Genomic DNA, 17,490 nt, shown 5'->3' with positions numbered 1-17,490 from the left:
GAGCTGGTCGGCAAGTTGAAGGAAGCGGGGGTGATCTGATGGCTGTTCTGCTGCTTGGGGAAGTGACGAACGGGGTGCTGAACCGCGACGCGACGGCGAAGGCGGTGGGCGCGGTCGGGTCCTTGGGCGAGGTGACGGTGCTCTGCGCCGGCGCCTCGGCGAAAGCGGCCGCCGAGGAGGCGGCGAAGATCGCCGGCGTCGCCAAGGTGCTGGTGGCGGAAGCCCCGCTCTACGGCCACCGCCTGGCCGAGCCGACGGCGGCGCTGATCGTGGGCCTTGCCGGCGATTACGACCACATCGCCGCGCCGGCGACGACGGATGCCAAGAACGTGATGCCGCGGGTGGCGGCGCTTCTGGACGTGATGGTGCTGTCGGACGTCTCGGCGGTGATCGACGCGGATACGTTCGAGCGGCCGATCTATGCCGGCAACGCCATCCAGGTGGTGCGCTCGAAGGACGCCAGGAAGGTCTTCACCATCCGCACCGCGAGCTTCGAGGCGGCGGGGATCGGCGGTTCGGCCAGCGTGGCGGAGACCGCCGCCGCCGCCGATCCGGGCCTGTCGGCCTGGGTTGCCGACGAGGTTGCCGAGAGCGACCGCCCCGAGCTGACCTCGGCCAAGCGGGTGGTTTCGGGCGGCCGCGGCCTGGGCTCGAAGGAGAGTTTTGCCATCATCGAGGCGCTTGCCGACAAGCTCGGCGCCGCGGTGGGCGCCTCGCGCGCGGCGGTCGACTCGGGCTATGCGCCGAACGACTGGCAGGTGGGCCAGACCGGCAAGGTGGTGGCGCCCGAGCTTTACGTGGCGGTGGGCATCTCGGGGGCGATCCAGCACCTTGCGGGGATGAAGGACAGCAAGGTGATCGTTGCGATCAACAAGGACGAGGAGGCGCCGATCTTCCAGATCGCCGACTATGGCCTGGTCGGAGACCTGTTCAGCGTCGTCCCGGAATTGACCGGGAAGCTCTGAACTTCTCTGTTCCGCAAATACTCCGGGGGGAGCGCCCCAGCGGCCCCATCGAGGGGCCGCTGGGGCGCGGGGGGCAGAGCCCCCCGACCCACCCCGCGAAGAATGCGCTGCATCCGAAGTACTCCCGTTGCTCTGGAAGCAGAGCGACAATGGCGACGGCCCGCTCGTTCTTCCATGCGCTGCTCGGCGACCACGGGAACGCCGCTTGCCGTGATGAACCGGGATCCGACGCTTCAGCAAGATCCCGGCTGATCGCTCGTCTTGCCAAGACCAAAAGATGCCCGCAGGCCAGGGCACCAAAGCGGCGACGCAGCCCCCGGCAACCCCCGGCAAGGGATGAGCGCCCGAAAGAACACCCTCGGTTTCATCCGGGCAACCCGTGCCGGGCGTATGAGCATCCTTGCGAAGGCCCCGCCGGGCCCAGGCATCCGGCCAGGCGCTGCCTTTTTCCTGTTCAAGCCGCCAGGCAGGCAGGAAGGGTAACATGAAATTCTCGCTCAACCCGCCGCCATCCTTGGGATCAGGTGCGAGTCGCGGCGCCCATCCTCGCGGCAAGGCTGGAAAGCCGCGCAGCCGCGCGGCCCGGCGGTTTTTGCATTGAACGTCCGGCCTGCTTGCGCCTATCGTCCGGCCTGACCGACGAAAGGATGAGGTTCATGGCGATTCAATCGGTGGGCGTGATCGGCGCCGGGCAGATGGGCAACGGCATCGCGCATGTCTTTGCGCTGGCGGGCTATGACGTGCTGATGACCGACATCTCGCGCGAGGCGCTGGACAAGGCCCTGGCCCAGATCGACCACAACCTGGAACGCCAGGTCAGCCGCGGCAAGGTCTCGGCCGAGGACAAGGCCGCGGCGATGCGGCGCATCGCCACCACCATGACCCTGGCCGATCTGGGCAAGACCGACCTGATCATCGAGGCCGCGACCGAGCGCGAGACCGTCAAGCAGGCGATCTTCGAGGACCTGCTGCCGCATCTGAAACCCGAGACCATCCTGACCTCGAACACCTCGTCGATCTCGATCACGCGGCTGGCCAGCCGCACAGACCGCCCCGAGCGCTTCATGGGCTTCCACTTCATGAACCCGGTGCCGGTCATGCAGCTGGTCGAGTTGATCCGCGGCATCGCCACCAACGAAGAGACCTACAAGGCCCTGGTCGAGGTGGTCGAGAAGATCGGCAAGACCTCGGCCAGCGCCGAGGATTTCCCGGCCTTCATCGTCAACCGCATCCTGATGCCGATGATCAACGAGGCGGTCTATACGCTCTACGAGGGCGTGGGCTCGGTCAAATCCATCGACCAGTCGATGAAGCTGGGGGCCAATCATCCGATGGGGCCGCTGGAACTGGCGGATTTCATCGGGCTGGACACCTGCCTTGCGATCATGAACGTGCTGCACGAGGGGCTGGCGGATACGAAATACCGGCCCTGCCCGCTTCTGGTGAAATATGTCGAGGCGGGCTGGCTGGGCCGCAAGACCGGGCGCGGCTTCTACGATTATTCCGGCGAGGAGCCGGTGCCGACGCGCTGAGATCGGGGGCTTTGCCCCCACGCCTCAGGCGCCCCTTGATGGGGCGCATGAGGCGTTCCCCCAGGATATTTCCACACGGAAGAAATTCAGGGTTTCCGGCCGATCCTGGGCTCGGTTCCGGCAAGGATGCGGGCGATGTTGGCATGGTGGCGGATGAAGATCAGCACCGCCATGAAAGCCGTCACCGCCGCCATGCGCGTCCCGTCCAGCCCCAGGGCAACGAAGGGCGTCAGCGCCGCCGCGACCAGCGCCGAGAGCGACGAGATCCGGCCGGCCAGCGCCGTCAGCAGCCAGATGCCGCAGGCCGCGAGGCCCAGCCGCCAGTCCAGCGCCAGCAGCGTGCCGAGGAAGGTGGCGACGCCCTTGCCGCCGCGAAAGCCCAGCCAGACCGGGAACAGATGGCCCAGGAAGGCCGCAGCACCCGCGACCAGCGCCGCGTCGGGACCGGCCAGCCAGCGCGCCAGCAGCACGGCGATCGCGCCCTTGCCGCTGTCCAGGAGCAGCGTGGCCAGCGCCGCCGGCTTGTTGCCGGTGCGCAGCACATTGGTCGCGCCGATATTGCCCGAGCCGATCCGGCGCAGGTCGCCCAGCCCCAGCGCGCGGGTGATGACGATGCCGAAGGGCACCGAGCCCAGCAGGTAGCCGATGACGGCCCAGAGGATCAGGCTCATGCGTCCTCTCCGAAGACGCGGCGGCCGGCGACCCAGGTGCCCAGCACCCTGCCCTCCATCCGCGCCCCGTCGAAGGGGGTGTTCTTCGACTTGGACAGCAGCGTGAAGCGGTCGAGCACGAAGGGCGCGTCCGGGTCGAACAGCACCAGGTCGGCCGGCGCGCCCGCCGCGAGCCGCCCGCCCGGCAGGCCCAGCCGCCGCGCCGGATTGAGCGACATCGCCCGCCACAGCTGCGGCAGGCTCAGCCCGCCCTGGTGATAGAGCCGCATCGCCGCCGGCAGCAGCGTCTGCAGCCCCACCGCGCCCGGCGCCGCCTCGGCAAAGGGCAGGCGCTTGCTTTCCTCGTCCTGCGGCGTGTGGAAGCTGGCGACCACGTCGATCAGCCCCTCGGCCACCGCCTCGACCATGGCCAGCCGGTCGTCCTCGGCACGCAGGGGCGGGGTGAAGCGAAAGAAGGTGCGGTAGCCGCCCACGTCGTATTCGTTGAGCGTCAGGTGGTGGATCGAGATGCCGGCACTGACGTCCAGCCCGCCTTCGCGCGCGCGCCGCAGCGCCGGCAGGCTGGCCGCGACGGTGATCTGGTCGGCGTGATAGCGGGCGCCGGTCATCGCCACCAGCGCCAGGTCGCGGTCCAGCCCCATCACCTCGGCCATGGGCGAGACCGCGGGCAGGCCGTAGAGCGAGGCGAACTTGCCGCCGGTCGCCGCGGCGCCCTTCGACAGGCCCGGATCCTGCGGATGGCCGACGATCAGCGCGCCGAGGCCGCGGGCATAGGTCATGCAGCGCGACAGGAGCCGCGTGTCCGCGACCACCCGCACCCCGTCGGTGAAGGCGACGGCGCCCGCATCCTGCAGAAAGCCCATCTCGACCATCTCGCGCCCCTCGCGGGCGCGGGTCAGCGCCGCCATGTGGCGGATGTTCACTGGCGCGTCGGCGGCGCGGCGGGTGGCGAATTCCAGCGATTCCGGCGCGTCGATCGGCGGCAGCGTGTCGGGGCGGGCGATCACCGTGGTCACGCCGCCCGCGGCCGCCGCCCGGCCGGCGCTGCGGAAGCTTTCCTTGTGCCGCTCGCCCGGCTCGCCGATCTTGACGCCCCAGTCGATCAAGCCGGGGGCAAGGCACCTGCCGCCGCAGTCGATCAGCTCGGCGCCCTGCGGGGCATCGGCGCCCAGGGCCTCGATCCGGCCGTCGCGAACGGTCAGCGAGCCCTCGCCGACCGATTGCGCCTCGGGGTCGACCAGGCGGGCATTGTGGAAGTGCAGGATCATGCCATCATCTCCGCCGCCTTGGCGCCGCGCTCGGCGCGCAGGTTGCGCGCCAGAAGGTCCATCGCCGCCATGCGCACCGCGACGCCCATCTCGACCTGGTCCTGGATCACCGAGCGGTTGATATCGTCGGCGATGGTGCCGTCGATCTCGACCCCGCGGTTCATCGGGCCGGGATGCATGACGATGGCATCGGGCGCCGCCAAGGCCAGCTTTTCGGCATCCAGGCCCCAGCGGTGGTAATATTCCCGTTCCGAAGGGATGAAGCCGCCGTCCATCCGCTCCTTTTGCAGGCGCAGCATCATCACCACATCGGCGCCCTTCAGCCCCTCGCGCATGTCCTCGTGGACCTCGCAGCCCCAGTCCCGCGCGCCCGAGGGCATCAGCGTCGCCGGGCCGACCAGCCGCAGCCGGTTCTCCATCTTGCCCAGCAGGATCAGGTTCGAGCGCGCCACCCGGCTATGGGCGATGTCGCCGCAGATCGCCACGGTCAGCCGGTGCAGCCGGCCCTTGGCGCGGCGGATGGTCAGCGCGTCCAGCAGCGCCTGGGTCGGATGCTCGTGCCGCCCGTCGCCGGCGTTCAGCACCGCGCAATTCACCTTCTGCGCCAGCAGGTCCACCGCGCCCGATTGCGGATGGCGCACCACCAGCAGGTCGGGATGCATGGCGTTCAGCGTCAGGGCGGTGTCGATCAGCGTCTCGCCCTTCTTCACGCTGGACAAGGCCACCGCCATGTTCATCACGTCGGCGCCCAGCCGCTTGCCGGCCAGCTCGAAGCTGGATTGCGTGCGGGTCGAGGCCTCGAAGAACATGTTGATCTGCGTCATCCCCGCCAGCGCATCGGAATGCTTCACCGTGCGGCGGTTCAGGTCGACATAGGTCTCGGCAAGGTCGAGAAGCGTGGTGATCTCGGGGGGGGCGAGCGGCTCGATCCCCAGAAGGTGGCGGGCACGGAACATGGCTTGGTCCCCAAGGTCGCGGTCGCGCCTTCTATGGCAAATGGCGGGCCGGGCGGCAAGCAGCCCCTTGCCTTGGCGCGGATTTTGCCGCATCGCGAAAACATGCGTGAACAGATCGGCCTTGTCAGCTTCGTCTCCTCGGGTCCGGGCGACCCCGAGCTCCTGACCCTGCGCGCCGCGCGGCTGCTGGCCCAGGCGGACGTGGTGCTTTACGACGACCTCGCCTCGGGGCCGGTGCTGGAGCAGGCCGGCCCGCAGGCCGAGCGCATCCCGGTCGGCAAGCGCGCCGGCCGCCCGTCGGCCAAGCAGGAACATGTCAACGCCCTGCTGGTCGAACATGCGCAGGCGGGCAAGCATGTGGTGCGGCTGAAATCCGGCGATTCGGGCATCTTCGGCCGGCTGGAAGAGGAACTGGCGGCGCTGCGCAGCCACGGCATCCCGTTCCAGATCGTGCCGGGCGTGCCCTCGGCCATGGCCGCGGCCGCCGTGGCCGGCCTGCCGCTGACCCGCCGCCAGACCGCGCGCCGGCTGCAATTCGTCACCGGCGCCGACGTGACCGGCGGCCTGCCCGAGGACCAGAACTGGGCCGCCCTGGCCGATCCGCGCGCCACCACCGTCGTCTTCATGGGCCAGCGCACCTTCCCGAAGATGGCCGCGCTGCTGGTCGAAAACGGCCTGCCCGCGGACACCCCGGCCCTGCTGGCCGAGGCGGTGGGCCATCCGCACCAGCGCCTGGTCCGCACGACCGTGGCGGCCCTTGCCGAGCAACTGGCAACCGAAGGCCCCAGCCCGCATCCGGCGCTGATCCTCTACGGCCCCTTGGCCGAGGGGAACTAAGGCCCTTCTCCGTTGCCCAAATACCCAATATTGCACCCGCGCCGCCAAGAGCTATTCTGGCCGCTGAAAGAGGGACCGCCATGCTGGGTTTCGTCACCATCCAGGACCAGACGCCGGGCGCCGGCGACCGGCTGCTGACCGCCACGGCCGAACGGCTGGCCGCGGCCGGGATGCGGCTGGCCGGCGCGGTGCAGATCAATACCGAAATCAGCCCCGGCTGCGATTGCGACATGGACCTGCGCATCCTGGGCGACGACGGCCCGCTGGTGCGCATCACCCAGTCGCTGGGCATGGGCTCGCAGGCCTGCCGGCTGGATAGCGGTGCGCTGGCCCAGGCCGTCGCCCGCACCGAATCGGTGCTGGACCGCGGGGCCGAGCTGATGATCGTCAACAAGTTCGGCAAGCAGGAATGCTTCGGCCGCGGCTTTCGCGACACCATCGCCCGCGCCTTGGCCGCGGGCATCCCGGTGCTGGTGCATGTGCCCGACGAACAGCTGCCGGGCTTTCGCGACTTCGCCGGCGACCTGGCCGAAGAGTTGCGGCCGGACCAGATCGACGACTGGTGCCGCGCCCGGCTGGCGGATTCCGCCGCATGACCGTGCAGATCGACGCGCGCGGCCTTCTGTGCCCGCTGCCGGTGCTGCGGCTGCGCAAGCGGCTGATGGCGCTGCCCAGGGGCACGCGGGTCTCGCTGCTGGCCACCGATCCCGCCGCGGTGATCGACGTGCCGCATTTCTGCGCCGAATCCGGCCACCGGCTGATCGCCCGGCGTGAACTCGCCCCCGGCGAGACCGAATATATCGTCGAGCGCGGCCCCGCCTGCGCCATCGCCGCGGACTGATGCTGGCGATCTTCCTGAAGACCCTGCCGTTCTTTCTGGTCATCGGCACGGGCTGGCTGGCCGGGCGCACCCGCTTCTTCCCGGCCGAGGCGACCGGCTGGCTGACGAAATTCGTCTTCTACTTCGCGCTGTCGGCCATGCTGTTCCGCTTTGCCGCGACGCTGGACGTGGCAAGCCTCTTCGACCCTGCCTTCGTGCTGGCCTATCTGTCCGGCTCGGCCGCGCTTTGGGCGCTGGGGTTTGCCGTGGCGCGCTGGCGGCGCCAGCCGCTCGTCGCCGCGGCGATGGAGGCGCATACGGCGATGACCGGCAATACCGGCTTTCTGGGCGTGCCGATGCTGGTCGTGCTGCTGGGCGAGCGCGCCATCGGCCCGGTGCTGATGGTGTTGACCATCGACATGGTGGTGTTCTCGACGCTGATCACCCTGATCGTCACCGCGGCAAGGCAGGGGCGGGTGCGGCTTTCGACGCTGTGGCCCTTGCTGCGCGGCATCGTCTCGAACCCGATGATCGTCTCGATGCTGGCGGGGCTGGCCTGGGCCGGGCTGCACCTGCCGATGCCGGGGCCACTGGACGAGTTCCTGGCGCTCTTGGGCGCCTCGGCCACGCCGGGGGCGCTTTTCGCCATCGGCGCCAGCCTGGCCGGCCGTGGTGCGGCCGAGCGCATGGGCCCGGCGGCCTGGCTCAGCTTCGCCAAGCTGGTGCTGCATCCCCTGGCGGTGGGCATCGCCGCGCTAGCGGTCTTCGGGGTCGAGCCCTATGCGGCGGGGGTGATGATCGCCGCCGCGGCGCTGCCGGTGGCAGGCAACGTCTATATCCTCGCGCAATATTTCGGCACCGCGGTCCAGCGCGTCTCGGCCGCCATCCTGATCTCGACCGCGGCCAGCATCGCCACGGTTCCCGTCGTCATTCACTGGATCACGAAAGGCTAGACCATGCAGGATCTGCGGCTGAACAACCTGCTTTGCGCCATGGACGGGGACGGCATCGCCACCGTCACCCTGAACCGCGCCGCCAAGCGCAACGCGCTGAACGCCGAGACCATCGAGGAGCTGGTCGCGGTGTTTTCCGCCCTGCCCGCCTGGGGCGCCCGCGCGATGGTGCTGCGCGCCGAGGGGCCGCATTTCTGCGCCGGGCTGGACCTGGTCGAACATGGGCGCGAAGACCGCAGCCCAGCCGAGTTCATGCGCATCTGCCTGCGCTGGCACGAGGCCTTCAACAAGATCGAATATGGCGGCGTGCCGGTCATCGCCGCGCTCAGGGGCGCGGTGGTCGGCGGCGGGCTGGAGCTGGCCTCCTCGGTCCATATCCGGGTGATGGACGAGACCACCTATTTCGGCCTGCCCGAGGGGCAGCGCGGGTTGTTCACCGGCGGCGGCGCCACCATCCGCGTGCCGCGGCTGATCGGGCAGGCGCGCATGGTGGACATGATGCTGACCGGCCGGCTCTATTCCGGGGACGAGGCGGTGCAGGTCGGGCTGGCGCAATACCGCGTGACAGACAGCGAGGCCATGGCCTACGACCTCGCCCGCCGGGTGGCGCAGAACACGCCCTTGTCGAATTTCGCCGCCTGCTCGGCCATCTCGCACATGCAGAACATGTCCGGGCTGGACGCAGCCTATGCCGAGGCCATGGTCGCCGGCATCGTCAACACCCAGGACGCGGCGCGCGGCCGGCTGGACAGCTTTGCCCAGGGCACGGCGCAAAAGATCAAGCCGGGCGAGGAAGGCTGATCCCGCGGGGTTTCAGCCGCAAGAAACGGATCGCGGCCGGGCGGTGACGGCGCCATGGCTTTCCGAAACCGGCCGAAGGGGCCGGAAGGAAGGAAACCCATGCCCGCACCGCCCGCCGCCAACCGCCCGATGACGCCCGTGGAATGGGGCCTGCTGCTGGCCCTGGCCGCGGTCTGGGGCGGGTCGTTCTTTTTCAACGCCGTCGCAGTGCGGGAATTGCCGGTGCTGACCGTGGTCGCCGCACGGGTGGCGCTGGCCGCGCTGATCCTGCTGGCCGTCCTGCGCCTGCGGGGCGAGCGGATGCCGCGCGGCCGCGCAGCCTGGACGGCCTTCCTGGGCATGGGGCTGCTGAACAACGCCATCCCGTTTTCGCTGATCGTCTGGGGGCAGCAGCACGTCGCCTCGGGCGTGGCCTCGATCCTGAACGCCGCGACGCCGCTTTTCACCGTGATCCTCGCCCATGTCCTGACCCGCGACGAACGCATGAGCGGCGGCAAGCTGGCCGGGGTGCTGGTCGGCTTTGCCGGCGTGGCGGCGCTGATCGGCGCCGATGCCCCGCACGCCTTCGGCACGCAGGTCGCGGCGCAGCTTGCCTGCCTGGCCGGGGCGCTGTCCTATGCCCTGGCCGGCATCCATGGGCGCAGGTTCCGCGCGATGGGCATTGCCCCGATGACCGCCGCCGCCGGGCAGGTGATCGCGTCCAGCCTGGTCCTGCTGCCGCTGGCGGCGGCCGTCGACCGGCCATGGACGCTGGCGGCGCCCAGCCCGGCGGCCGTCCTGGCGCTGCTGGGCGTGGCGGGGATTTCGACGGCCCTGGCCTATGTGCTGTATTTCCGCATCCTCGCCACGGCGGGGGCGACCAACCTGCTGCTGGTGACGTTCCTGATCCCGGTCAGCGCCATCCTGCTGGGCACGCTGTTTCTGGGCGAAGCCCTGCAAGCGCGCCATTTCGCCGGCATGGCGCTGATCGGCCTGGGGCTGGCGGCGATCGACGGGCGGCCGTGGCGGGCCGCTGCCCGGCGCAGGCGGGCCGGCTGAACCCGCCCCGATTACAGCCAGCCCAGCAGGCGCCACCACAGCCAGTCCAGCGGCATCAGCACCAGGAAGGTCAGCACCGCCAGCGGCACGGTGATGCGCAGGACATGGCCCAGCTTCTCGCCTGAAAGCTGCATGGCCAGCACCAGCGGCCCGACCTGATAGGGAAAGATCACCGTGGCAAAGCCGACCACCTGGGTCATCAGCACCGCCTTGAGCGACAGCCCCGTCGCGGCGGCCAGGTCCGGTGCCATGGGCGTCAGCACGGTGGGCACGCCGGGATTGGTCGTGACCAGCCCCATCAGCCCCGACATCGAGGTCAGCGACAGGAAGTTGACGAAGCTCGCGCCCTGGTGCAGCGGCAGCCAGTCCTGCAAGACCCCGCCCAGCACGCTGCCCAGCCCCGAGGCATTGACCACCGCCCCCAAGGCCAGCGCCCCGGCGACGAACAGCACCATGCCGAAATCGACCGAGGCGTTGAACTGCTTGGGCGGCACCGCGCCCAGCCCCGGCATCAAGAGCAGCGCCGCGGTGGCGATCCCGATCCAGGCCGGGCCGACGCCGTGCAGCCGGTCCGTCATCCACAGGGCCAGCGTGGCGGCCAGGATCAGCGCCACCCTCCGCTCCTGCGGCGAAAGCGGGGCCCGCGGGGTGGCCTCGGCGCTGCCGGCCTCGATCCGGTCGGGGAACAGCGCGACGATCAGCGCCACGGTCAGCGCCGATTTCGCGATCCCCAGCACCGGGTAATGCAGCAGCAGATAGGACATGTAGCCGAAGGTGACGCCGTGCTGCCCCTCGGCCGCGCCGGCCAGGATCATGTTGGGAATGTTCGAGGGCAGGATGGCAAAGCTGGGCATGTTGCAGGCCAGGGTCAGCGCCACCGCCAGCCCGATGCGCCCGTTCGAGCCCTTGTGCAGCCCCAGCCGTTCCGCCAGCGCCATGCCGACCGGCACCAGCACCACCGCCCGCCCGACCGACGAGGGCATGACGAAACCCAGCGCCATCGCCGCCAGCGTCATCACCGCCACCAGCCGCAGGTAGCTGCCGCCCGCCAGCGGCGCCAGCACCCCGGCGATCCGCCCGCCCAGCCCCGAGCCGGTGATCGCCGCCCCGATCACGAATCCCGACACGATCAGCCAGACCGCGGCCGAGCCGAAGCCGGCAAAGACCAGCTCGGGTGGTGCAAGGCCGGGGATCAGCACCGCGGCAAAGAAGATCAGCGAGGTCAGGAAGGGCGGCACCAGCCCGGTGCTCCACAAGGCCAGCGTGACCAGCACCACGGCGGCATTGCGGCCCAGCGGCTGCGGCACCGGCCCGACGGCCAGCAGGACGGCCAGGACCAGGCTGGCAAGAAAGACAAGGGGACGGGTGGAAAGCTTCATGGCGGCGCCTGAACAGGGGAACGGCGCAGCCTAGACAGAAGCCGGCCCCCTGCGTAAGTTCGCCATCATGACAAAAGATGTCGATGATCCGCCAATCCTGCGCTTCGACCCCAGCGGCACCGCCTTTGTCCTCGATCCCGCGCGCCCGGTGCTGGCGCATGGGCGCGACCTGGCGGCGGGCGCGCATGTCGCCCCCCATGCCCATCCGCGCGGCCAGCTTTTGTGGGCGGCCGAGGGGCTGTTGCGGCTTGGCGCCGAGGACGGGGTCTGGCTGGTGCCGCCCGGCTTCGGCATCTGGATCCCCGGCAGCACCCGGCACGAGATGCGCGTGGTCTCGCGTCCCGGCACCGGGGCGCGGACGCGCAACCTTTACGTCGATCCCTCCTGCCCGGTGCGGCCCGAGGGGAGGGGCTGCGAGGTGCTGCCGATCTCGGCCCTGCTGCGCGAGGTGATCCTGCGCATGGCGGCCGAAGGGGACGCCGGTCGCCTGGCCCGGCTGGGCGCGGTGGCGCTGGACGAGATCGCGGCGGCGGCGCCCGCGCCGCTCGACCTGCCGGGCGGGCAGGATCCGCGGCTGCGGCGGCTGACGGCGCATCTGGGGCGCCATCCCTCGGACCCGCGGCCGCTGCCGCTGCTGGCGGCCGAGGCCGGGGCCAGCCCTCGCACCCTGGAACGGCTGTTCCGGGCCGAGACGGGGCTGTCCTTTCGCGACTGGCGCAGCCGGGTGCGGCTGCTGGCCGCCGTCGGCCGGCTGGAGCGCGGCGAAAGCAGCACCACCATCGCCCATTCGCTGGGCTATCGCAGCGCCAGCGCCTTCGTCGCGGCCTTTCGCAGCCATTTCGGCGTCCCGCCGCAAAGCTACCTGCGCAACCGCGCCAGCCCCCCGCCGGAGGGCGCGCAAGCCTGACTGCCCGCCCAGCGGCCGCGCCGATCAGTCCACCGGGCGGATCAGCTTTCGTTCCAGCACGCGCAGCACCGTGGGCAGGTCGTGCCCGCGCTTGAGGATGCGCCCGTCCATGCCGATCACCGCATATTGTCCCTGCGCCTGGCGCAGCCGGGGACGCTTTTCGATGCGATAGAGCGGATGCTCGGCCGCGCGGCGAAAGATCGAAAAGACTGCCATGTCGCGCAGGAAGGACATGGCATAGTCGCGCCACTCGCCCGCCGCGACCATCCGGCCGTAAAGGGACAGGATGACGCCCAGTTCGGCCCGGTCGAAGGCCACGCGATCATGCTCGGACGGGAAACCGAAGGGCGCATTCATCATGAAGGAATGGTGACACCGCCCCGGCGCGCAAGCAACGAAAAAGGGCGGTCCCACGCCGCCCCTTGCCGATCTGCCCGCGATTGTGGCCTAACAGGCTGCTGAAAAAAGTCCTTTCGACAGGACAGCGCGGGCGGGGAACCGGGAAATCCGCCTCAACTTTGCCGAAAACACCCCATTTTCGGGCCGATATCAGCTGGATCCAGAACGATTTCCGCTGCGTCGCCCTCTCAAAATCCTTTTCCGCAGCCTGCTAAAGGCCCGCCCGCCGGCGCCCGGCCATGCGCGCCAGCGTGCCGTCGCGCCACATGCCCTCGTGCACGCCGACCATGACGACATGGCCCGCGATCAGCGCCAGAAGCAGCCAGGCCATCTCGCCATGCAGCGCCTCGCCCAGGCCGACCATCCAGCCGACCGGCGGCTGCTGGGCCGGGAAGATCTGGAAGCCGAAGGGGGCAAAGGCCCGCTCGCCGCCATAGGCGCGCAGCAGGGCCGCGACCGGCACCAGGACCATGACCAGATACAGCGCCAGATGGCCCAGCCGCGCCGCCAGCCCCCAAAGGCCGGGGCCGTGATCCGGCCGGCGGCCGCGGTTCGCCACGGCCCAGACCACCCGCAGGACGATCAGCAGGAACAGCACCGTGCCCACCGGCTGGTGCGAGCCGACGAAAAAGGACACCAGCGGCGTGCGGCCCAAAGCCGCCCGCAGCCCCATGCCGAGGAACTGCCACAGCATCAGCGCGGCAATGCTCCAATGCAGCAGGCGCGTCACCTGGCCATAGAGCTGCTCGGTATCGCGCAAGGGCAAGGATCTGGGGGGCATGGTACCGGGTGCAAAGTTGACTAAATTCCTTAGTGACATTATGGCCATGACCGCAGACGGGCAAGGCCCGCAATCCGGTGCCTGGGGTAACATGGTTGTCAGCTCTTCCTTTTTCATGCGAATTTCCCCGTTCCGGCCGCGGCGCGCCTGACATGGATACGCATCACGACATCCCGACCGAGACCGGCTGTCCCTTGACCGAGGCGCAGGAGGGGCTGTGGTATGTCCAGGCGCTGGACCCCGGCAACCCGATCCTGAACACCGGGCAATATCTGGAACTGACCGGCCCGCTGGACCGCGACGCGCTGGCCCAGGCCGTGCAGCGCACCATCGCCGAGACCCCGGCCCTGGCGCTGCGCTTCGCCGCCGGGCCCCAGGGGCCGCGGCAATGGGTCGGCCTGCCGCCGATGCTGGGCTTTGCCGATCTCTCGGCCCAGCCCGATGCCGAGGCGCAGGCCCTGGCGCAGATGCGCGCCGACAGCCGGCGCCCGCTGGACCTGGGCCGCGCGCCGGCCGGGGCGCTGACGCTGTTCGTCCTGGGCCCCGAGCGGCATCTGCTTTACGAACGCATCCACCACCTGGCCATCGACGGCTATGGCATGGTGCTGGTGACGAACCGCATCGCCGCGCATTACGCCGCGCTGGTGGCCGGGGCGCCGGCGCCCGAGCCCTTTGGCCCGCTGTCGCTGGCGACCGAAGAGGACGCGGCCTGGCGCGCCTCGCCCCGCCGGCTGGCCGACCGCGACTGGTGGCACGCGGAACTGGCCGGCCTGCCCGAGGTCGCGGGGCTAGCACCGGGCCGCGCGGTCAGCGGGGCCGAATTCCTGCGCGATTCCCGCCTGCTGCCGCAGGCGCTGCTGGACCGGCTGGCGGGCTATGCCGCCCGGCACCGGCTGGGCTGGCCCGATGTGCTGAATGCGCTGACCGGCGCCTACCTGGCGCGCTGGACCGGGGGCGAGGCGGTGATCGGCCTGCCCTTCATGGCGCGGATGGGCCGCAAGATCGCGCAGCTGCCCTGCATGGCGATGAACGTGCTGCCGCACCGGCTGCGGCTGGACGAGGACGCGCCCCTGCCCGAATGGCTGGCCGCGCAGTCGAAACGCATGGCACAGGGCCGCCGCCGCGGCCTTTACCGCAGCGAGCTTCTGCGCCGCGAACTGGGTCTGGTCGGCGGCACCAGGCGGCTCTATGGTCCGCTGGTGAACGTGCAGCCCTTTGACAAGGCACCGGAATTTCCGGGGCTGCAAACCCGGCTGCATATCCTGGGGGCGGGCGCGGTCGACGACCTGACGCTGACCTTCCGCGGCGATCCGGCCTCGGGCATGATCTTCGAGGTGGACGCGAACCCCGCGCTTTATGCGCCCGACGAGGTGCGCGGCCATGGCGACCGGCTGGTCGCCTTCCTGGAGGCCGCGCTTGCGGCCGAAACCCTGGCCGAAGTGCCGACCGCCAGCCCGGCCGAGATCGCCGCGGCGAAGGCGCGCGCCCAGGCGACGCGCCATCCCCTGCCCGACACCACCCTGACCGCGCTGATCGAGGCGCAGCTTGCCGCCACGCCCAAGGCCCCGGCCGTCAGCTTTGGCGCCGAGAGCCTGAGCTTTGCCGATCTCGACCGCCGCAGCGCCGCCCTGGCCGCACGGCTGCAAGACCTTGGCGCCGGACCCGACCGCATCGTCGCGGTGGCACTGGAGCGGTCGCTGGAGCTGCCCGTCGCGCTGCTGGCGATCCTGCGCGCCGGCGCGGCCTATCTGCCCCTGGACCCCGCCCATCCGCCCGAGCGCATCGCCCGCATCCTGGCGCAGGCCCGGCCTGTGGCGGTGCTGGCCACGGCGGACCTGGCCGGGCTGTTCCCTGCCGGCACCGAGCTGCTGCTGCCGGACGACTGGCCGGCCGAGGGTCGCCCCACGGGGGGGCCGCAGCCGGGCGACCTGGCCTATGTCATCTTCACCTCGGGCTCGACCGGCGAGCCCAAGGGCGTCGCCGTCGAGCATCGCGCCATCGTCAACCGCCTGATGTGGATGCAGGCGCATTACGGCGTCACGGCCCAGGACCGCATCCTGCAAAAGACCCCGGCGACCTTCGACGTCTCGGTCTGGGAATTCTTCCTGCCGATGATGGCCGGGGCCGAGCTGGTCATGGCCCCGCCCGGCGCGCATCGCGACCCTGCCGCCATCGCCCGCCTGATCCGCGAACGCGCCATCACCACCTGTCATTTCGTGCCGTCGATGCTGTCCGCCTTCCTGGCCTCGCCCGCCTCGCAGGGGCTGGCGATGCGTCGGGTGTTCTGCTCGGGCGAAGAGCTGACGGCGGACCAGCGCGACCGCTTCCACACCCGGATCACGGCCGAGCTGCACAACCTCTATGGCCCGACCGAGGCGGCGGTGGACGTGAGCTACTGGCCCGCCGGACCTGAGGATCGCGCGAACCCGATCCCGATCGGCTGGCCGGTCTGGAACACGGCGCTGGAGGTGCTGGACGACCGCATGCGCCCGGTGCCGCCGGGCCTGGCCGGGCATCTTTACCTGGGCGGCGTGCAGCTGGCGCGCGGCTATCTGGGCCGGCCCGACCTGACCGCGGAACGGTTCATCGACGCGCCCCAGGGGCGGCTTTACGCCACCGGCGACCTGGCCCGGCTGCGGCCGGACGGGGCGGTGGTCTATCTCGGCCGCTCGGACCACCAGGTCAAGATCCGCGGGCTGCGGGTCGAGCTGGGCGAGATCGAGGCGGCGATCATGGCATCTGGCCTGGCCCGCGAATGCGTGGTCATCGCGCGCGAGGATCATGCCGGCGAAAAGCGCCTCGTCGCCTATCTGGTGCCGACGGCGGATTGGCGGCCGGGCCTTTTGGCCGAGCGGCTGGCGGCCGGGCTGCCCGCCTACATGATCCCCTCGGCCGAGGTGGCGCTCAAGGCGCTGCCGGTCACGTCGAACGGCAAGCTCGACCGCAAGGCGCTGCCCGCGCCGGAATTCGCCGTCTCGGGCCGCGCGGCGGAAACCGCGACCGAACAGTTGCTGGCCCGGCTTTTCGCCGAGATCCTGCACCTGCCCGAACCCGCCCCGGCCGAGGCGGATTTCTTTGCGCTCGGGGGCGATTCGCTTTCCGCGGTGCGGCTGGCGCAGGCGCTGGAGGCCGAAACCGGCCGCGACCCCGGCCTGGGCACGATCTTCGAGCATCCGGTCCTGGCAGTGCTGGCGGCGGCTCTGGATGCCCAGGCGCCCCATGACGACGGGCTGGGCCCGCTGATCCTGCTGGCCGAGGGCGATGCGCAGGCCGCGCCGCTGTTCCTGATCCATCCGGCCGGCGGCCTTGCCTGGGGCTATCGCGGGCTGGCGCGGCGCATCGCGCCGGCGCGGCGGGTCTGGGGGCTGCAACATCCGGGCCTGGACCCGGCGGTGGCGATGCCGGAAAGCCTGGCCGAACTGGCGCGGGATTATGCGCAGCGCATCGCCGCGCTGGCGCCGCGGGGCAAGGTCCATCTGGCCGGCTGGTCGGTCGGCGGCATCCTGGCGCAGGAAATCGCCGTGATCCTGTCCGCAATGGGCCGCGAGCCCGGCCTGGTCGCCATGCTGGACAGCTATCCCTGCGACGCCTGGCGCGACGAGCCCGAGCCGGACCCCGTCGCCGCCCTGCGCGCGCTGCTGGCCATCGCCGGCTACGACCCCGAGGCGCATCGCGAGCTGGACACGCGCGAGGCGGTGGTGGCCTTCCTGCGCCGGGGCGACAGCGCGCTGGGGGCGCTGCCCGCGCAGGTGCTGGACGGGGTGGTGCGCACGGTGACGGGCACCAACCGGCTGATCCGCGGCCATCATCATCGCCGCCTTGCCGGCACGATCACGCATTTCCGCGCCGCCCGCGACCACAAGGACCGGGCGCTGACGCCCCGGATGTGGGAGCCCTATGCCGAGGGGCTGGAGGTGATCGACCTGCCCTTCCTGCATGCCGAGATGACCTCGGCCGAGGCCACGGCCCTGATCGCGCCCGATCTGGTCAAAAGGCTGGGCGGGGGCTGACCGGCCGGCGCCGTCCCGGTCGCGCCCTTGGGCGGCGCGCGGGCCGGCGGCGGCTGCGGACCGGCCAGGGCCAGCGCGATGAGGCCGCAGACCAGCCCACCGATCAGCCCGCCCAGGCCCAGCAGGATGTCAGCCGCATCCGGTCCCGGCACAGCCATGGCCGGGGGCGGGGA

The 17,490-nt window shown here is 70.7% G+C and carries 16 protein-coding genes; 10 read left to right on the top strand and 6 right to left on the bottom strand.

Annotation, left to right across the window (positions count from 1 at the left end; translation table 11 throughout):
* The first annotated feature begins 38 nt into the window (after positions 1-38).
* Both IT40_RS23770 and IT40_RS23765 read left to right on the top strand, forming a co-directional pair.
* Complete coding sequence (locus IT40_RS23770; protein ID WP_036760316.1) at positions 39-965, top strand: electron transfer flavoprotein subunit alpha/FixB family protein; 927 nt, start codon at positions 39-41, stop codon at positions 963-965.
* A 656-nt stretch (positions 966-1,621) separates the two neighbouring features.
* On the top strand, positions 1,622-2,497 hold the full coding sequence (locus IT40_RS23765) for a 3-hydroxybutyryl-CoA dehydrogenase (protein WP_036760325.1): 876 nt from the start codon (positions 1,622-1,624) through the stop codon (positions 2,495-2,497).
* Between the two features lie 86 nt (positions 2,498-2,583).
* Here the strand turns inward: IT40_RS23765 and plsY are convergent, their stop codons facing one another.
* Genes plsY through IT40_RS23750 form a run of 3 tightly spaced genes read right to left on the bottom strand, consistent with a single transcriptional unit; the run spans position 2,584 to position 5,392 of the window.
* On the bottom strand, positions 2,584-3,168 hold the full coding sequence (plsY, locus tag IT40_RS23760; RefSeq protein ID WP_036760315.1) for a glycerol-3-phosphate 1-O-acyltransferase PlsY: 585 nt from the start codon (positions 3,166-3,168) through the stop codon (positions 2,584-2,586).
* On the bottom strand, positions 3,165-4,436 hold the full coding sequence (pyrC, locus tag IT40_RS23755) for a dihydroorotase (RefSeq protein ID WP_036760314.1): 1,272 nt from the start codon (positions 4,434-4,436) through the stop codon (positions 3,165-3,167). Before pyrC ends, plsY begins: the two co-directional genes overlap by 4 nt.
* Positions 4,433-5,392 carry an aspartate carbamoyltransferase catalytic subunit gene (locus IT40_RS23750; protein ID WP_036760313.1) on the bottom strand — a complete coding sequence of 320 codons (960 nt, stop codon included), beginning with the start codon at positions 5,390-5,392 and terminating at the stop codon, positions 4,433-4,435. The genes pyrC and IT40_RS23750 overlap by 4 nt, the downstream gene beginning before the upstream one ends.
* A gap of 102 nt (positions 5,393-5,494) precedes the next feature.
* On the opposite strand from IT40_RS23750, the gene cobA reads away from it, so the two are divergent.
* From cobA to IT40_RS23720, 6 genes are all read left to right on the top strand, one after another.
* Entirely contained in the window at positions 5,495-6,229 is a 735-nt protein-coding gene (gene cobA / locus IT40_RS23745) for a uroporphyrinogen-III C-methyltransferase (protein ID WP_036760323.1), read from the top strand.
* Between the two features lie 80 nt (positions 6,230-6,309).
* Positions 6,310-6,825, top strand: a complete 516-nt coding sequence (locus IT40_RS23740; RefSeq protein ID WP_036760312.1) for a DUF2478 domain-containing protein — start codon at positions 6,310-6,312, stop codon at positions 6,823-6,825.
* The gene (locus tag IT40_RS23735) at positions 6,822-7,070 is read left to right on the top strand and encodes a sulfurtransferase TusA family protein (RefSeq protein WP_036760311.1); all 249 of its coding nucleotides are present in this window, start codon (positions 6,822-6,824) and stop codon (positions 7,068-7,070) included. The genes IT40_RS23740 and IT40_RS23735 overlap by 4 nt, the downstream gene beginning before the upstream one ends.
* Entirely contained in the window at positions 7,070-8,002 is a 933-nt protein-coding gene (locus IT40_RS23730) for an AEC family transporter (protein ID WP_036760310.1), read from the top strand. The genes IT40_RS23735 and IT40_RS23730 overlap by 1 nt, the downstream gene beginning before the upstream one ends.
* 3 nt (positions 8,003-8,005) lie before the next feature.
* The gene (locus IT40_RS23725; RefSeq protein WP_052096263.1) at positions 8,006-8,803 is read left to right on the top strand and encodes a crotonase/enoyl-CoA hydratase family protein; all 798 of its coding nucleotides are present in this window, start codon (positions 8,006-8,008) and stop codon (positions 8,801-8,803) included.
* Between the two features lie 99 nt (positions 8,804-8,902).
* Positions 8,903-9,841 (top strand): DMT family transporter, encoded by a 939-nt coding sequence (locus IT40_RS23720; protein ID WP_052096262.1) that lies wholly within the window; start codon positions 8,903-8,905, stop codon positions 9,839-9,841.
* A gap of 11 nt (positions 9,842-9,852) precedes the next feature.
* Here IT40_RS23720 and IT40_RS23715 read toward each other — a convergent pair whose 3' ends face one another.
* Positions 9,853-11,220 (bottom strand): SLC13 family permease, encoded by a 1,368-nt coding sequence (locus tag IT40_RS23715; protein WP_036760308.1) that lies wholly within the window; start codon positions 11,218-11,220, stop codon positions 9,853-9,855.
* Between the two features lie 67 nt (positions 11,221-11,287).
* Between IT40_RS23715 and IT40_RS23710 the strand changes: the two genes are divergently transcribed.
* The gene (locus IT40_RS23710; RefSeq protein WP_036760307.1) at positions 11,288-12,127 is read left to right on the top strand and encodes an AraC family transcriptional regulator; all 840 of its coding nucleotides are present in this window, start codon (positions 11,288-11,290) and stop codon (positions 12,125-12,127) included.
* 24 nt (positions 12,128-12,151) lie between these two features.
* Here the strand turns inward: IT40_RS23710 and IT40_RS23705 are convergent, their stop codons facing one another.
* Positions 12,152-12,484, bottom strand: a complete 333-nt coding sequence (locus IT40_RS23705; RefSeq protein WP_036760319.1) for a DUF2794 domain-containing protein — start codon at positions 12,482-12,484, stop codon at positions 12,152-12,154.
* Positions 12,485-12,737: 253 nt separating this feature from the next.
* On the bottom strand, positions 12,738-13,286 hold the full coding sequence (locus IT40_RS23700) for a cytochrome b (RefSeq protein ID WP_240540283.1): 549 nt from the start codon (positions 13,284-13,286) through the stop codon (positions 12,738-12,740).
* A 173-nt stretch (positions 13,287-13,459) separates the two neighbouring features.
* On the opposite strand from IT40_RS23700, the gene IT40_RS23695 reads away from it, so the two are divergent.
* The gene (locus tag IT40_RS23695; RefSeq protein ID WP_052096261.1) at positions 13,460-17,317 is read left to right on the top strand and encodes a non-ribosomal peptide synthetase; all 3,858 of its coding nucleotides are present in this window, start codon (positions 13,460-13,462) and stop codon (positions 17,315-17,317) included.
* The last annotated feature ends 173 nt before the right edge of the window (positions 17,318-17,490 follow it).

Source organism: Paracoccus versutus (assembly GCF_000763885.1).
Taxonomy (GTDB): Bacteria; Pseudomonadota; Alphaproteobacteria; order Rhodobacterales; family Rhodobacteraceae; genus Paracoccus; species Paracoccus versutus.
This window is presented reverse-complemented; position numbering and strand designations above follow the sequence as displayed.

Excerpts from the sequence above, each read along its gene's own strand:
- IT40_RS23770 (WP_036760316.1), top strand. The coding sequence starts at position 39 with ATGGCTGTTCTGCTGCTTGGGGAAGTGACGAACGGGGTGCTGAACCGC.
- IT40_RS23710 (WP_036760307.1), top strand. The coding sequence starts at position 11,288 with ATGACAAAAGATGTCGATGATCCGCCAATCCTGCGCTTCGACCCCAGC.
- IT40_RS23740 (WP_036760312.1), top strand. The coding sequence starts at position 6,310 with ATGCTGGGTTTCGTCACCATCCAGGACCAGACGCCGGGCGCCGGCGAC.
- IT40_RS23705 (WP_036760319.1), bottom strand. The coding sequence starts at position 12,484 with ATGAATGCGCCCTTCGGTTTCCCGTCCGAGCATGATCGCGTGGCCTTC.
- IT40_RS23725 (WP_052096263.1), top strand. The coding sequence starts at position 8,006 with ATGCAGGATCTGCGGCTGAACAACCTGCTTTGCGCCATGGACGGGGAC.
- IT40_RS23695 (WP_052096261.1), top strand. The coding sequence starts at position 13,460 with ATGGATACGCATCACGACATCCCGACCGAGACCGGCTGTCCCTTGACC.
- IT40_RS23730 (WP_036760310.1), top strand. The coding sequence starts at position 7,070 with ATGCTGGCGATCTTCCTGAAGACCCTGCCGTTCTTTCTGGTCATCGGC.
- IT40_RS23720 (WP_052096262.1), top strand. The coding sequence starts at position 8,903 with ATGCCCGCACCGCCCGCCGCCAACCGCCCGATGACGCCCGTGGAATGG.
- plsY (WP_036760315.1), bottom strand. The coding sequence starts at position 3,168 with ATGAGCCTGATCCTCTGGGCCGTCATCGGCTACCTGCTGGGCTCGGTG.
- IT40_RS23750 (WP_036760313.1), bottom strand. The coding sequence starts at position 5,392 with ATGTTCCGTGCCCGCCACCTTCTGGGGATCGAGCCGCTCGCCCCCCCC.
- pyrC (WP_036760314.1), bottom strand. The coding sequence starts at position 4,436 with ATGATCCTGCACTTCCACAATGCCCGCCTGGTCGACCCCGAGGCGCAA.
- cobA (WP_036760323.1), top strand. The coding sequence starts at position 5,495 with ATGCGTGAACAGATCGGCCTTGTCAGCTTCGTCTCCTCGGGTCCGGGC.
- IT40_RS23735 (WP_036760311.1), top strand. The coding sequence starts at position 6,822 with ATGACCGTGCAGATCGACGCGCGCGGCCTTCTGTGCCCGCTGCCGGTG.
- IT40_RS23765 (WP_036760325.1), top strand. The coding sequence starts at position 1,622 with ATGGCGATTCAATCGGTGGGCGTGATCGGCGCCGGGCAGATGGGCAAC.
- IT40_RS23715 (WP_036760308.1), bottom strand. The coding sequence starts at position 11,220 with ATGAAGCTTTCCACCCGTCCCCTTGTCTTTCTTGCCAGCCTGGTCCTG.